The organism is Nonomuraea sp. NPDC001684 (assembly GCF_053596515.1).
Genome location: NZ_JBSFGJ010000260.1, coordinates 1 through 13,929 on the forward strand (window position 1 = coordinate 1; position 13,929 = coordinate 13,929).

Below are 13,929 nucleotides of genomic sequence, written 5' to 3' on the forward strand. Positions count from 1 at the left end.
CTGCTGCGCGAGGCCGACGCCATCGCCCGCGAAGAGCTCTCCCGCGCCGGCCTCGACCGGCAGATCTGGCAGTGCCCGGTGGTGCTGCTGGCCGACGTGCGCTCGGTGGGCGTGCAGGGCGACGGCCGCACCTACGGCCACCCGGTCGTGCTCCGGCCGGTGACGTCCGAGGACGCGATGACGGCCGACTGGGCCCGGGTGCCCTACGACGTCCTGTCGCGCATCTCCACCCGCATCACCAACGAGGTGCGCGAGGTCAACCGGGTGGTGGTCGACGTCACGAGCAAGCCCCCGGGCACCATCGAGTGGGAATAACGCCGTGTGCGAACGGCCCGGACCGCCTGACGGTTCCGGGCCGTTCGCATGTCCGGCCATGAGCGGTTAATGCAGGTCAGTGCGTTGGTTATGGTGGAAGGAGGTCGATTCGCCAGACCCCCTCGACCCCGGCCCGTGACGATTGCTCAGCTCGTGGACGCATACCGGAAAGTTTCTTGGGAAAAGTGTGTGAGTTTGGGCCACTTCTTGGCCGTAGTGGGCAGTGGGACACCTGAGGCGTCGATTCGTTAGAGCTCGGTGCCGGTGACGAAGGGTGCAATTGCCAACATGGCCCATGCGAGTGAGGATGTCCGGCAGCCGTTGGTGTTGCTCGTGGAGGACGATCCGCAGGATGCGCTGATCGTCCAGGAGCTGCTGGAGGACAGCGGCCTTGCCGTCCGGCTGGAGTGGGCGCGTTCGGTGGACGAGGCCCGCAGGGCGCTGGCCCGGCTGCGCCCCCAGTGCGTACTGCTCGACCTCGGCCTGCCCGACGCCTACGAGTTCTCCGCCTTGTCGTCGGTGCTGGAGGAGGCCGGGGACGCCGCGGTCGTCGTGCTGACCGGCCTGGCCGAGGAGAGCGCGGGCCTCGCCGCGGTGACCGCCGGAGCCCAGGACTACCTGGTCAAGGGCCGGGTCGAGGCCGAATGGCTGGGCCGCACGCTGCGCTACGCCATGCAGCGCAAGCAGGCCGAGCAGGCGGCCGTGGCGCTGCACACCGCACGCATGCGCGCCAAGGAGAACGCCCGCCTGGAGCGCGGCCTGCTGCCGACGCCGCTGCTGCAGGAGATGCCCCTGGAAGTCGCCTCCCGCTACCGGGCCAGCCGCGGCTCGGCCACGCTCGGCGGCGACTTCTTCGACGTCGTCGAGACCGACGACAAGGTCGTGCACGCGGTGATCGGCGACGTCTGCGGCCACGGGCCCGACGAGGCGGCGCTCGGCGTCTGCCTGCGCATCGCCTGGCGGGCGCTGGTGCTCAACGGCATGACCGGCGTCCCGCTGCTGCGCCAGCTCGAACGCATTCTGCGGGCCGAGCGGGCCGGCTCGGAGATCTTCGTCACGATGTCCACGGTGGTTCTGGAGCCCGACCGGCACACGATGCGCGTCTGGCGCGCCGGACACCCCGGCCTGCTGGTGCACACGGCCGACTCCGTGCTCCTCGCCGACCCGCGGCAGGGGCCCGCGCTCGGCCTGCCCATCGAGGCCGACTGGGAGGAGGACCTCCTGGAGCTGCCCGAGGGCGGCGGCGTGACGCTCTACACCGACGGCCTCTTCGAGCGCCGGCTGCCGGGCGACACGCCGCGGTGGCTGGGCGAGGAGGGCCTGCTGGAGCTGTCCTCCCGGTGGACGGGCCTGGGCAGCGAGGAACTCCTCGACGCGATCCTCGCCGACGTCGAGGCGGCCTCCGTCCACGACGCGGCGGCCGACGACGTCGCCGTCGTGCACCTGCGCTGGAAAGACGAATCGTGAGCGAACAGGCGTCCGTGCTGGAGAGGCAGGCCGTGCAGAAGGTTTCCCGTACGCGTGGCGGCGAGCAGGGCTGGCGGCGGCTGACCGTCCACGGCTGGTTCGTGCTGATGATCGCGGCCGTGTCGGTCCTGGTGGTCACCTGCGTCGTCGTCGCCACCGTGATGCTCGACCGCACCACGCGGCTGTCCGACCAGGTCATCCTGCGCATCTCGCCGGCCAGGATCGAGGCCGCCCAGTTGCGCAGCACCCTGATCGACCAGGAGACCGGCGTACGCGGTTTCCTGCTGACCGGCAACGAGGACTTCCTCCAGCCGTACACGGCCGGCGTGGCGGCCGAGCGGCACAGCCGCGAGCGCATCGCCGCGCTCATCGGCGACCGTCCGGAGCTGGTCAGTGAGCTGAACGCGGTCAGGGACGCGGCGGCCACCTGGCGGCGCGACTACGCCGAGCCGCTCACCGCCGACAAGCGGGCCGACGGGGTCATCTCCGCCGCCCGCATCGAGAGCGGCAAGCACGCCTTCGACCAGATCAGGGCGCTGCTCGACCGGCAGGACGACCGGCTGGCCAAGGCCCGGCAGCGCGCCCAGGAGGAGCTGCGACAGGTCGAGCAGGTGCGCAACCTGGCCTTCGTCGTCATGCTGATCCTGTTCCTGGTGGCCGGCGTCGCGATGGCGGTGCTGCTGCGGCGGTCGATCGGGCGTCCGCTCGACGAGCTGCGCGAGGCCGCCCGCGACATCGCCGCCGGCGACTTCGACCGGGCGATCCCGGTCAGCGGGCCGGCCGACATCCGCGAGGTCGCACGGGACGTGGAGTCGATGCGGACGAAGATCGTCTTCGCCCTCGAAGAGTTCCGCAAGCAGCACGTCGTGCTGCGCGAGCAGGCGGCCGGCCTCGACGCCCAGGCCGAGGAGCTGCGGCGGTCGAACGCCGAGCTGGAGCAGTTCGCCTACGTCGCCTCCCACGACCTCCAGGAGCCGCTGCGCAAGATCGCCACGTTCTGCCAGCTCCTCCAGAAGCGCTACGGCGACGTGCTCGACGAGCGCGGCCTCCAGTACATCCACTTCGCCGTGGACGGCGCCACCCGCATGCAGGTCCTGATCAACGACCTGCTCACCTTCTCCCGCGTCGGCCGCCTGTACGACGACCGCAAGCCGGTCGACCTGGCGGAGTCGCTCGACAAGGCGCTGGTGGACCTGTCGGCGGTGATCGAGGAGACCGGCGCCGAGATCGAGCGGCCCGACCCGCTGCCCAACGTGATCGGCGACCCCACCATGCTCGGCATGCTCTGGCAGAACCTCGTCGGCAACGCGCTGAAGTTCCGCGCGCCCGACCGCGCCCCGCGCATCCGGATCACCTGCGAGCAGCGGGAGAACGAGTGGCTGTTCTCGGTCACCGACAACGGCATCGGCGTGGAGGCCGAGTTCGCCGATAAGATCTTCATCATCTTCCAGCGCCTGCACAGCCGGGAGGCCTACAGCGGCACCGGCATCGGCCTGGCGATGTGCAAGAAGATCGTGGAGAACCACGGCGGTACGATCTGGCTCGACACCGGCCACACCGAGGGAGCCCGGATCAGCTTCACCCTGCCCGCCGTCACCGACGAAGGAGCAACCCCATGACCGTCCAGCCCATCGAAGTGCTCCTGGTCGAGGACGATCCCGGTGACGAGCTCATCACCCGCGAGGCGTTCGAGGACAACAAGATCCGCAACAACCTCCACGTCGTGCGCGACGGCCTGGAGGCGCTCGACTTCATCTACCAGCGCGGGGCGCACGTGGGCGCGCCGCGGCCCGACCTCGTCCTGCTCGACCTCAACCTGCCCAAGTACGACGGGCGGCAGGTGCTGGAGAAGATCAAGGGCGATCCGGAGCTGCGGGCGATCCCGGTCGTCGTCCTGACCACCTCCTCGGCCGAGGAGGACATCCTGCGCAGCTACAAGCTGTTCGCCAACGCGTACGTGACCAAGCCCGTCGACCTTGAGCAGTTCATGGCCGTCATCCGGCAGATCGACGAGTTCTTCGTCACCGTGGTGCGGCTGCCGGGCCGTACCCGGCTGCCCGACGGCCAGGGCCTGGCCTAGCCGTCCTGGTCGTCCGGCCCGGTCTCGGCGGCGGGCGGGGCCGGCCGGCGCAGCGCGCGCCACGCCGACCGGGCCGCGGCGAGCAGCAGCCGCCCGGCGCTCGCCAGCAGCAGCGGCACCAGCAGCAGCCCGACGAAGATCGGCGCGGCCATGTACCGGAAGTCCTGGGCCGAGATGTTGGCCAGCACGGCGAGCTGCTGCCCGGCCACGACCGCCGCCACCCCGACCACATAGCGGTTGCGCAGGGCCAGCGCCCCCAGCGCCACCGCCGCGTACGACAGGTAGGCCCACGAGGCCCCCCGCCACAACACCCAGTCCCACTGCGGGAGCAGCGCCCCCGACAGCCACGGCTCGGCCACCTGGTTCAGCTCGGCCGACAACGGCCGGAGCGAGAACACCCCCCGGCCGGCGAAGTCCGGCACCTTGCCGGGCCCCACGTAGGTGTCGGCGCTGGGCCGCCGCGAGAACCGGTACGTCATCCCGCCGACCACGTACGGGTCCTGCACCGGGCTCCACGCGATCGCCCCCCGGCACAGGCGGGTGCCGACGATCATCCCGGGGTCGCTGGTCAGCAGCCGCTCCCACAGGCCGAGCAGCTCGCCCGCGTGCGCGTCGGCGGCCGGCCAGCTGAAGTCGCGACGCCAGATCAGCAGGTTGACCGTGGCGCAGGTGCCGCCCTCCCACCACCTGCTGAGCGGCGCCACCGAGGTCATCAGCGCCTTGTCCTGCTCGGTGAACAGCTCCGGCCGCTCCCTGAACGCCACCGCCACGTCGGCGTAGGCCGTGTGGTAGACGTACGTGCTGGACGGCGGCGTGATGCCGAACCGCGGGAACAGCAGGTTCGTGAGCAGCAGCGGCACGGTGGCCGCCACCGTGCCGACGAGCGCGAGCCGGACCCGCCGCGTGGCGACGACCACCAGCAGGACGACGACGGCGATGCCCACCACCAGGAAGCCGTTCGCGCGGAACAGCCCGAGCAGCGTCATGAGCACGCCGAGCCCGGCCAGGGAGACCCGCCGGCGCGCGGCCATGCGCGCGCAGACCCCCGCGATCATGATCGCGCAGATCGTGAACGGCACGTCCTTCCACAACGTGACCGTGAACGCCCCCACCGTCGGCGTCACCGGCGCCAGCACCGCCACCAGCGTCGTGGCCCACCGCGGCGCCCCCAGCGCGCAGAGCGACCGCGCCAGGTACGTCAGCGCCCCCGCCATCGCCGTGGTCTGCGCGAACGTGACCGCCCCGAGGTCACCCGTCTTGGTGAAGCTCAGCCACAACAACGCGTCGTAGGCCACCGAGTGATCGCTCACCCACGGGCCGACGATCGTGTGACTGAGATAGAGCACCGAGTCGCGGCTGAACAGCCCGGGGTAGAAGGCCGCCCACCAGCAGGCGAGCACCGCCTGAATGATCAGGAAGGTGACGAGGGCGACCCACGGCCTGGGACGTGCGGCGGCGGGGCTGACGCTCTCCATGGTTCCAGCACTCAGGAGGGGGACGTGCTCAGAAGTAGCTCACTCCGGAGTCGGGCCCCTTGCCGCGCAGCAGCGTCGGGACGGTGACGAGGGTGTAGCCCTGCTTCTTGAGCTCCTTGAGGATCTCGGGCATCGCCTTGACGGTCTGCGGGACCGTGTCGTGCATGAGGATGACGCCGTCGCGCTTGGCCAGCTTGAGCACGGTCGCCTTGATCTTCTTGGCGTCGCGCAGCTTCCAGTCGAGGGTGGTGCCCGTCCACAGGATCTCGGCGAGGTCCTGCTGGTCGGCCATCCGCAGCACGCGTTCGTCGGTGTGCCCGTAGGGCGGGCGGTACATCGTCGGCCGCCGGCCCGTGGCGTCCTGGATGAGGGCCTGGGTGGTGCGCAGCTCCTCGATGATGTCGTCGTCGCGCAGCGTCGGCAGCGAGGGGTGGGAGTAGGTGTGGTCGCCGATCGCGTGCCCCTCCGCGGCCTGCTGCCGGGCCAGCGCCGGACGCTGTTCGACCTGCTTGCCGACGAGGAAGAAGGTGGCCTTGGCCCCCTCCTTCTTGAGCGCCTTGAGCAGCGTCGCCGTGTGCTCGCCGGGGCCGTCGTCGAAGGTCAGCGCCAGGCACTTGAGCCGGGCGCAGTCGATCTTCGGGGCGGCGGCCGCGGGCGTGGCGGTCAGGGCCAGGGTGGCCGCGAGGAGGGCGTGAATCACCACACGCGACAGCCTAGAACCATCCGGGCCCGCCCGCGTCACCGGACATCGACTTGAGACCTGACCCCGGCCTGTGGTCCGGAACCCGTCACCTGCCCAGTCTGGCCCGCAGGAACAGCGTCACGCCCTTCAGCGACCTGACCGGCAGGTAGCGTTCGGCGCGCACCACCATCGACAGGCCCGCGTTGACGACCGCGGGCGTGCGCTGCAGGTCGCTGCCCCTCGACCGCCGCCGGTGCCGGGCCACCAGCGGACGCAGCAGCACGTTCCAGCTCCACAGCCGGTCCACCCTCAGCCCGGCCTTCTCCACCACGACGGTCAGCGTGTCGCGGCCGTAGCGGCGGACGTGGCCCACGGCGTCGTCGTGCGCCGACCACAGCGCCATGTCGCACGGGACGGCGATCAGCGCGTGCCCGCCGGGCGCCAGCACCCGGGCGATCTCCTCGGTGACGAGATGGTCCTCGTGGATGTGTTCGAGCACGTCGAACGCGGTCACCAGGTCCATGCTCGACGACTCGAACGGCAGCGCCCGCGCGTCGGCGTGCACGGCCTTGAGCCCGCGTTCCCTGGCGACCTCGACCGCCGTCTCGCAGTAGTCCGTCGCGGTGGCGTCCCAGCCCGCCTCGACCAGCACCCGGGTGTTCCCGCCGCCGGCCGCGCCGACGTCGAGCGCCCGTCCGGGACGGCCCAGCTCGCGCAGCTCCCTGCGCAGGATCGCCCGGCGCTCGCGGTACCACCAGTGGGTGTCCTCAAGGTCGAGCAGCCGGCGGATCTCAGTGGTTTCCATGTGGTTGGTTCCTTGTGCGGGAGAAGACCCAGCGGTCCAGAGCGGTGAAGCGGATCAGGGTGAGCAGTCCGTACGTGGCGACCACCGCGCTCATCTCCATCAGCCGCCCGGCCCCCGGCGACACGCTGCGCAGGCCGAGCACGGCGGAGGTGGTCAGGAGGTAGTTCGCCAGGAAGAGCAGCGCCGCCCGGAAGTGCATCGCGGTACGCCGTCCGCCCAGCCGGTTGAACGTCCAGCGCCGGTTCGCCTCGGTGTTGACGAACCCGGTGAGCACCAGCGCGCCCAGGTTGGCCGGCGCGGGCGCCCACACGCCGCGCAACGGCAGGTAGATGAGCGCGTACAGCAGGACGGAGAACACGCCGATCGCGGCGAACGAGGCGAACTTCGCCAGCGTCACCGCCCTCGGCCGGGCGACCACCGCGTCGGGATGCGTGGGCCTGAGCTCCGAACGCGCCACCTCGACGTCGGCCCGGCCCATGGACATCGACCAGGCGACCCTGGCCAGGCCCTTGAGGTCGTCGATCGCCGTCCTGACCACGCGGACGCGCGAGTCGGTGTCCTCGATCCAGTCGACGGGCACCTCGTGCACGCGCAGGCCGTTGTGCTCGGCCAGCAGCAGCAGCTCGGTGTCGAAGAACCAGGCGTCGTCCTCGATCTTGTCCATGAGCGGCCGGACCACGTCGGTCCTGGCCGCCTTGAACCCGCACTGGGCGTCGCTGAACCTGACCCCGAACCCGTATCTGAGCAGCGCGTTGTAGCTGCGCGAGACCACTTCGCGGCGGATCGAGCGCAGGGTGCGGGCGCTGTGCGCGAGCCGGGTGCCGATGGCGATCTCGGAATGCCCGCTCGCCACCGCCGCGACCAGCGGGAACAGCGCGCCGAGGTCGGTGGACAGATCGACGTCCATGTACGCGACGATGTCGGCCGGGCTCTCCCGCCAGGCCGCCTTGAGCGCGGCTCCGCGGCCCCGGATGTCCAGGCGGCGGGCATGCACCCGGTCGTGCTCGGCGGCCAGCCGGGTGGCGATGGGCCAGGTGTCGTCGGTGCTGCCGTTGTCCACGACCGTGATGCGCCACGGCAGCGGGAACCTGTCCTCCAGGAACGCGGCCAGCGTGCGCACGCAGCCCGGCAGCGCCCGCTCCTCGTTGAGCACCGGGATGACGATGTCGACGGTCGCCAGGCCGGCCGAGGTGTCCAGGACGTTGGGGCTCGGGTCCATGGCGGCACGCGTGTCCATAGAATTCCCTGATCGCTTGCGGCGGTAGGTTCACGGAAATGGTGCTGGGGGCGTCCAGCGGGGCGCGTGCCGTTTCTGCTCACCATTCCATGAACGGGGACAAGCTTTACCCGGTCGTGAGCTCGTACACGGAGACGTCGGCGTTGCGGAAGCGCAGTTCGGCGTATTTCTCCAACGCCGGATCATTGCTGGTGAACAGCCATCTCACGCCGTATTTCCACCGGAGCCTGCGGACGTTCGCGGCCGACGGCTCGCGGAAGGCCGCGTCGTTGTCCGCCAGCCTGGCCTGGTCGGCGAACGGCACCTGGAGGTAGGGGGTCACGAACATCTCGGCGCGCGACAGCGTGCTCTCGGCGTACGCCCAGCCCTCGACCAGCACCCGCCGCTCGGTGAACCCCGACACCCAGAAGTGCCTGCTGTCGCACGTACGGCGGGGCGCCGGGTTGCGGCAGTGGAGGTCGGTGGCCACCACGTCACCGGGCGCGGAATGGTCGCGCAGCCACCGTCCGGCCTCCAGCGCCCCGGCCGGGATCAGCCGCTCGCGCTCCCACGGCTCCGGCGCGACGTGCACGACCACCTCCCGCAGCGAGGTCGGCACCGCGTACCCCGCCAGCAGCGCCACCACCGCCAGCGAGAACCCCCTGCGCCGGAACGCCAGCACCACCACGGCCACCCCCGCGAGCACCAGGTACGGGACCAGCACCCGCACCAGCACCGCACCCGGCGGCACCAGCCGCGAGGCCGCGACGGCCACCGCCGCCCCCGCCCCGGCCAGGCCGGCGACCACCGCCCACGGCACCCGCCGCCGCTCCACGGCCGCCACCACCCCGCACACCGCGGCCACCGACAGGTACGGCCGCACCCCCTCCAGGAAGTAGAGCTGGGCGTCGGACGGATGACCGAGCACCATGATCGCGCCGATGCCCGCCAGCCCGACGCCCACCGGCAGCAGCACCCCCGGATCCAGCAGCCGGGCCTTCAGCGCCACCACGCCGCCCCACACGCAGAGCAGGCAGAACAGGTGCACACCGGCGAACACCAGCACCGGCCCCCACGGCTCGGCGGCCAGCGCGGGCGGCTGCACGTCCGCCACCACCCCCCACAACGTGCGCATCGTGGCGAACGGCGCCACCACCGTGCCCTGCGCCCCCCGCCCGAACACCACGAACTGCGCGATCAGCAGGCAGCCGGACGTGATCGCCGCCGGCACCAGCCACTCCCGCCGCAGCCGCCGCTCCACCGGCAACCGCACGACCAGCACGAACACCAGCCCGGCCAGCAGCAACGGCAGGAACGTCGCCTTCGCCCCGGTCAGCGCCAGCAGCAGCACGGCCACCGCCGCCCACCCCCGCGGCCGCATGGCGGTGAGCACCAGCATCACGGGCGCGAACAACAACGCGCCGAACGTCTGCGTCGGGCTGGCCCACGCGGTGAACATCGACCGCGAGGTGAACACCACGCCCTCCTGCAACACCGGCGCGAACAGGAAGTACGTGACGCCGACCGCCGCGAGCCCCGCCCCCCACCGCCCGCCGAGCCGCCGCCCGAGCACCGCCACGAGCACGACCATCGCGAACGTCATCGGCAACGTGGACAGCCGGTAGACCAGCGTCACCGGCTCGATCCCGGTGACCCAGCTCGTGGCCGCCATCTCGGCGTAGACGAACCAGTGGTAGGACAGCCGCTCGCCCAGCACCGACGGCAGCGTGGGCGGCACGTGGTTCCTGACCTCGCCGAGCAGGGCCAGGTGGTAGGGCATGTCGACGTACGCGTCGGTGATCGGCACGCGGTAGAGCGACCGGGCGCAGAAGGCCAGCAGGTAACCGGCGACCCCCGCCAGCGACCAGGCGCACCACCAGGGCATCCGTTCGCGTTCGGCCCGGCCCCGCCAGTGACGCCGCAACCGCGGCACCGCGAGGAACAACGCGACGGCGGTGACCGGCCAGCCCAGGACGAGCAGCGGCAGGCCGGCCGCGCGGGCGGGGATGTAGACCAGGACCTCGACCGCGTACCCGAGGGCCAGCCCGGCGGCCACGTCCTCGGCGAACGACCGGCCGCCGCCGGTGAGTGCCCGCCACAGCAACGTCCCCGGCAGCGCCACCCCGAGCAGGACGTACGCGCCGAAGGCCGCCAGCTCGCCCGCCGGAACCCCGCACCAGAGCAACACCCAGGCCGCCCCGCCCAGCACCGTCCCGGCCGGCAGCCACCCCGCGAGCAGCCGCCGCGCCCATCCCGGCGCCCGCCGTTCCCTGATCGCGGCCTCCGCCACCACAGCCGTCATCCCCAAGCCACCCCCTCATGCCCCCGAGCCCCGGCCAGGGATCGCGGGTCGTGTCCAGCCCGCATCGGCGCGACGACCACGAAGGAGAGCGCCAGGCGCCGGGGGCCGCCCGTCCCGGATGACGGGCCGGTCGCCACGGGGGGATCACCGCCCGGCGGCGCGATGGCCTGCGGTGGAACGGTCGTCATCGGTGCTCCGGCCCCGAGCGCGGCCGGTTCGTCCGATGAGGGCTCATCTGACCACGGTCACCAGTCGCGTGAACTCGCCCGGCAGGTCGACGCCGTCCCACACCCGGTGGAAGCTCAACGCGCTGCCCACCGGCACCATGCGATCGACCCCGCGCCCGGCGAGCTCCCGGGCCAGCTCCTCCAGCTCGCCCAGCGAGAAGCCGAAGTGGGTCAACGTCTGGTCCTTGCGCTCGACCATCGGGATCAGCTCCGCCAGGGTCCGCACCCGCGCGTGCGCGAACGTGCCCGCGCCCAGCCACCGCCGCGGCATGGCGGCCGCCGCCGCCAGCGTCACGTTGGCCAGCGCGTTGCCCCGGAACTCGATCAGATCGACCAGCCCGTCGGCGGCCAGCCCGTAGACCGAGACCCGCTTCTCCACCGCCATCGCGGCGTCGACGTCCCAGCCGCGCCCGGCCAGCACCCGCGACACCTGCTCGGTGAAGTCGGCCCGTGCCGCCTCGCAGTCGTCGTCGGCCCCCACCCAGAACACGGTGCGGGGGGAGGAGCAGGCGGCCTGGTCGAACCAGTAGCTGTCGTTGACGAACCCCTCGGCCGCCGCCACCCTGGCCGCGCGCGGCGCGCACAGCCAGGCCGCCGCGTTCACCACCGCGAAGGACGAGCGGTCGGGGAAGGTCAGGTCGCGGGCGTGCGGCGCGAGCGGGTGGCGGCGCACCTCGCGTACGGTGTCGTCGCCGCCCCAGATCACCCGCAGGTCGCAGGCCGCCGACAGGGCGGCGGTGACCGCCTCGGCACGCCGGTCGTAGGAGACGATGCGCTGCGTGGCCGTCACCACCGGATCTGCGTCGGCCAGCGCCTCCCGGAGCGTGTCGAGGACGACCGCGGCGACCGCCCCCGCCCGCGGCGACAGGCGGACCACGTTGCGGTTGCCCATCAGGGCCGACAGGGCCCAGGAGTAGACGAAGACCGTGTCGACGTTGGCCGGCGGGAGGTGGAAGACCAGGCCGCGTGGCACGCGTACGTGCGGGGTGCGCAGCTCTTCGAGGGTGCGGGCCAGCTCGCTGGGCCGCAGGAAGAACCCCAGCGAGCCCAGCTCGGGATGGCGGCGGGCCAGCGCGGGCCGCAGCAGCCGCTTGCCGAACGCCGCCAGGAACGCGCGCATCCGCTCGTCGCCCACCTCAAGGGGCGCGCCCCGCCGCACCTGCGCGACCAGCTCCTCGACCGGGACGGGCGAGCCGCCGGGCGGAAAACGCACCTCGACCCCGCCCGCGTCGCCCACTCGCGGGATCCGGGTGGTGATCGATCGATCGGTCATCAGCCGCCCTGCCCGAACGTGTCGCTGCAGCCGCGCGCCTCGGCCCGCGGCAACCTGCCCAGCACGGTGAACCGCTTGCCCGGCCAGTGGCCGTCGTCGACGCCGTGCACCATGCCGAGGTCTTCGGTCAGCAGCGCGTGGCCGGGATAGGAGGTGGGCAGGGTGCTGACCACCTCGATCAGCCCCGGCTCGCCGGGCGGGACCTCCCGCCAGGTGCCGGGGTCGCGGATGACGACGTCGGCGAAGTCGGGGCAGTAGAGCCCGTCGCCGTCGGGGCCCTCCAGGAAGACCGTGCCGATCTGCTCGACCATGCCGTAGAAGTTGTGGACCCTGGTCAGCCCGCACTCGGACGCCAGCCGCCGGCGGAAGGCGTCGTTGTCGACCGCCTGCTCGGCCAGCCGCTTCCAGCCGCCCGAATGGATCAGCACGCCCTGGGACAGGTCGGCCCCCAGGCCGAGCAGGTGGAGCCAGACCATGAACGTGAACCCGAAGACCAGGAACGGCTCGCCGCCGTGGCGGGCCAGGAACGCCTCGACGGCCGCCGCGTCGACCTCGCCCTGCTCGTCGAGGACGAAGGTGTGGTCTCTGCCGAAGTTCATCATCCCGAGCACCCCGGCCCCCCGGGCGCTCAGGGCCGGGCCGCGGACGACCGAGCGGCCGTCGACGATCAGCATCGGCAGCCGCCGCTCGCCCAGCACCGCCCGCAGGGTCGCGGCCAGCATGCGCGGCTGCGCGGCGGCCGCCTCCCGGTCGAGGTAGACCCGGCTCGGCCGCTGCCCGGTGGTGCCGCTGGAGGTCAGGACCCGGAACACCGCCTCGGACGGGACGCTGCGCAGCTCGTGGGTCTTGAACAGCCGCACCGGCAGCCACGGCAGGTCGGCCACCCGCTCGTAGGGCGGATGGGCGCCGATCGCGTCGAGGATCCGCCGGTAGGGCGGGCACGCCCGCCGGTGCCGCTCGGTCAGCGCCGCCAGCTCCCCGGCCAGCACCTCCTCCCGCGCGGCCGCGTCGAGCGTGAACACGCTCACCGCCCGGCCTCCGCGGCCGACTCCAGCGCCCGGTAGTCGATCTTGCCGGTGGGCAGCAGCGGCAGCCGTTCGACGGCGCGCACGTCGAAGCCGCTCCAGTGGAGCCGCAGCTCGGCGCCCAGCCGGCGGGCCAGGTTGCGGCACCCGGCCGCGTCGAGCCCTTCGGCCCACACCGTGACCCGGTCGTCGCCGCTGGTCGCCGCGACCGGCACGGTGTCGCGCAGCAGCTGCTCGACGTCGTCGAGGTTGACCCGTACGCCGAAGATCTTGGCGATGCGCCTGAGCCGGCCGGTGACGTAGAGGAAGCCCTCGTCGTCGAGGCGGCCGAGGTCGCCGGTGCGCAGCACCCCGCCCAGGTCGTCGGGCCTGGCCAGGTCGGCGGCGGTCTCGGCGTAGCCCATCATCACGTTGGGCCCCTGGTAGACGACCTCGCCGCCGTCGATCGTCAGCCGCCCGCCGGGGACGGCCTGCCCGGCCGAGCCCAGCTTGTCGGCGAGCCGGTCGGGCGGCAGGACGGCGATGCGGGCCGTGGCCTCCGTCTGCCCGTACATGACGAAGAAGCGGTCGGCCTGGGCGGCGAACAGGGACACCAGCTCGGGGCTGAGCCGGCCGCCGGCCTGGGTGAGCGTGCGGATCGTGGGATGCTCGGCGCGGTCGAAGCGCAGCCTGCGCAGCATCTCGTACTGGTAGGGGACGGCCGCGAGCGAGGTGCACTTGTGCTCGTCGAGGTGTGTCCAGAAGGACCGTTCGAGCAGCCCGGCCTCGGTCAGGACGACCGTCGCCCCCGCGTGCAGGTGGCTGTTGAGCACCGACAGGCCGTAGCTGTAGTGCAGCGGCAGGCTGGTGGGCGCGATCTCGCCGGGCATGATCGACAGCGCCGAGGCGATGGCGGCGGCGTTGGCCGCGACCGCCTCCCGGGACAGCCGCACCAGCTTGGGGTTGCCCGTCGAGCCCGAGGTGGCCAGGAGCACGGCCAGGTCGGGATGCGGGTCGGGGGCCTGGCCGCGGGCGCCCGGCGGCCCGTCGGGCGCGTGGGTGAACCCCACCAGCGCCGCGGGC

12 protein-coding genes are annotated in these 13,929 nt (G+C 72.4%); 4 read left to right on the forward strand and 8 right to left on the reverse strand.

What is annotated here, in order from left to right:
• The 4 genes from ACWCSD_RS33785 to ACWCSD_RS33800 form a co-directional block, all read left to right on the forward strand.
• Nucleotides 1–315: GMP synthase (glutamine-hydrolyzing) (locus tag ACWCSD_RS33785; RefSeq protein WP_449921000.1), on the forward strand; the 315-nt coding region annotated here is incomplete at its 5' end.
• 288 nt (nt 316–603) lie between these two features.
• On the forward strand, nt 604–1,782 hold the full coding sequence (locus ACWCSD_RS33790) for a PP2C family protein-serine/threonine phosphatase (RefSeq protein WP_358282222.1): 1,179 nt from the start codon (nt 604–606) through the stop codon (nt 1,780–1,782).
• On the forward strand, nt 1,779–3,401 hold the full coding sequence (locus tag ACWCSD_RS33795) for a sensor histidine kinase (RefSeq protein WP_449921004.1): 1,623 nt from the start codon (nt 1,779–1,781) through the stop codon (nt 3,399–3,401). The genes ACWCSD_RS33790 and ACWCSD_RS33795 overlap by 4 nt, the downstream gene beginning before the upstream one ends.
• Nucleotides 3,398–3,862, forward strand: coding sequence for a response regulator (locus tag ACWCSD_RS33800; RefSeq protein ID WP_352318742.1), 465 nt, complete (start codon nt 3,398–3,400; stop codon nt 3,860–3,862). Before ACWCSD_RS33795 ends, ACWCSD_RS33800 begins: the two co-directional genes overlap by 4 nt.
• On the opposite strand, the gene ACWCSD_RS33805 is transcribed toward ACWCSD_RS33800, so the two are convergent.
• From ACWCSD_RS33805 to ACWCSD_RS33840, 8 genes are all read right to left on the reverse strand, one after another.
• Entirely contained in the window at nt 3,859–5,337 is a 1,479-nt protein-coding gene (locus tag ACWCSD_RS33805) for a hypothetical protein (RefSeq protein WP_449921007.1), read from the reverse strand. The genes ACWCSD_RS33800 and ACWCSD_RS33805 overlap by 4 nt on opposite strands.
• Nucleotides 5,338–5,365: 28 nt before the next feature.
• Complete coding sequence (locus tag ACWCSD_RS33810) at nt 5,366–6,040, reverse strand: polysaccharide deacetylase family protein (RefSeq protein WP_449921009.1); 675 nt, start codon at nt 6,038–6,040, stop codon at nt 5,366–5,368.
• 85 nt (nt 6,041–6,125) lie between these two features.
• A complete protein-coding gene (locus ACWCSD_RS33815; protein WP_364338183.1) occupies nt 6,126–6,824 on the reverse strand; it encodes a class I SAM-dependent methyltransferase in 699 nt (232 codons plus the stop codon).
• The gene (locus tag ACWCSD_RS33820) at nt 6,811–8,061 is read right to left on the reverse strand and encodes a glycosyltransferase (RefSeq protein WP_358282230.1); all 1,251 of its coding nucleotides are present in this window, start codon (nt 8,059–8,061) and stop codon (nt 6,811–6,813) included. The genes ACWCSD_RS33815 and ACWCSD_RS33820 overlap by 14 nt, the downstream gene beginning before the upstream one ends.
• 106 nt (nt 8,062–8,167) lie before the next feature.
• Nucleotides 8,168–10,342 (reverse strand): hypothetical protein, encoded by a 2,175-nt coding sequence (locus tag ACWCSD_RS33825; RefSeq protein ID WP_449921012.1) that lies wholly within the window; start codon nt 10,340–10,342, stop codon nt 8,168–8,170.
• Nucleotides 10,343–10,573: 231 nt separating this feature from the next.
• On the reverse strand, nt 10,574–11,842 hold the full coding sequence (locus ACWCSD_RS33830) for an acyl-CoA reductase (protein WP_358282232.1): 1,269 nt from the start codon (nt 11,840–11,842) through the stop codon (nt 10,574–10,576).
• Nucleotides 11,842–12,870 carry a LuxE/PaaK family acyltransferase gene (locus ACWCSD_RS33835; protein WP_449921015.1) on the reverse strand — a complete coding sequence of 343 codons (1,029 nt, stop codon included), beginning with the start codon at nt 12,868–12,870 and terminating at the stop codon, nt 11,842–11,844. The genes ACWCSD_RS33830 and ACWCSD_RS33835 overlap by 1 nt, the downstream gene beginning before the upstream one ends.
• Nucleotides 12,867–13,929 (reverse strand): AMP-binding protein (locus tag ACWCSD_RS33840; RefSeq protein ID WP_449921016.1); only part of this gene is annotated, 1,063 nt, incomplete at its 5' end. The genes ACWCSD_RS33840 and ACWCSD_RS33835, both read right to left, overlap by 4 nt.

Coding starts and splice junctions, on each gene's coding strand:
- ACWCSD_RS33800 (WP_352318742.1), top strand. CDS start 3,398: ATGACCGTCCAGCCCATCGAAGTGCTCCTGGTCGAGGACGATCCCGGT.
- ACWCSD_RS33825 (WP_449921012.1), bottom strand. CDS start 10,342: ATGACGGCTGTGGTGGCGGAGGCCGCGATCAGGGAACGGCGGGCGCCG.
- ACWCSD_RS33805 (WP_449921007.1), bottom strand. CDS start 5,337: ATGGAGAGCGTCAGCCCCGCCGCCGCACGTCCCAGGCCGTGGGTCGCC.
- ACWCSD_RS33820 (WP_358282230.1), bottom strand. CDS start 8,061: ATGGACACGCGTGCCGCCATGGACCCGAGCCCCAACGTCCTGGACACC.
- ACWCSD_RS33815 (WP_364338183.1), bottom strand. CDS start 6,824: ATGGAAACCACTGAGATCCGCCGGCTGCTCGACCTTGAGGACACCCAC.
- ACWCSD_RS33790 (WP_358282222.1), top strand. CDS start 604: ATGGCCCATGCGAGTGAGGATGTCCGGCAGCCGTTGGTGTTGCTCGTG.
- ACWCSD_RS33830 (WP_358282232.1), bottom strand. CDS start 11,842: ATGACCGATCGATCGATCACCACCCGGATCCCGCGAGTGGGCGACGCG.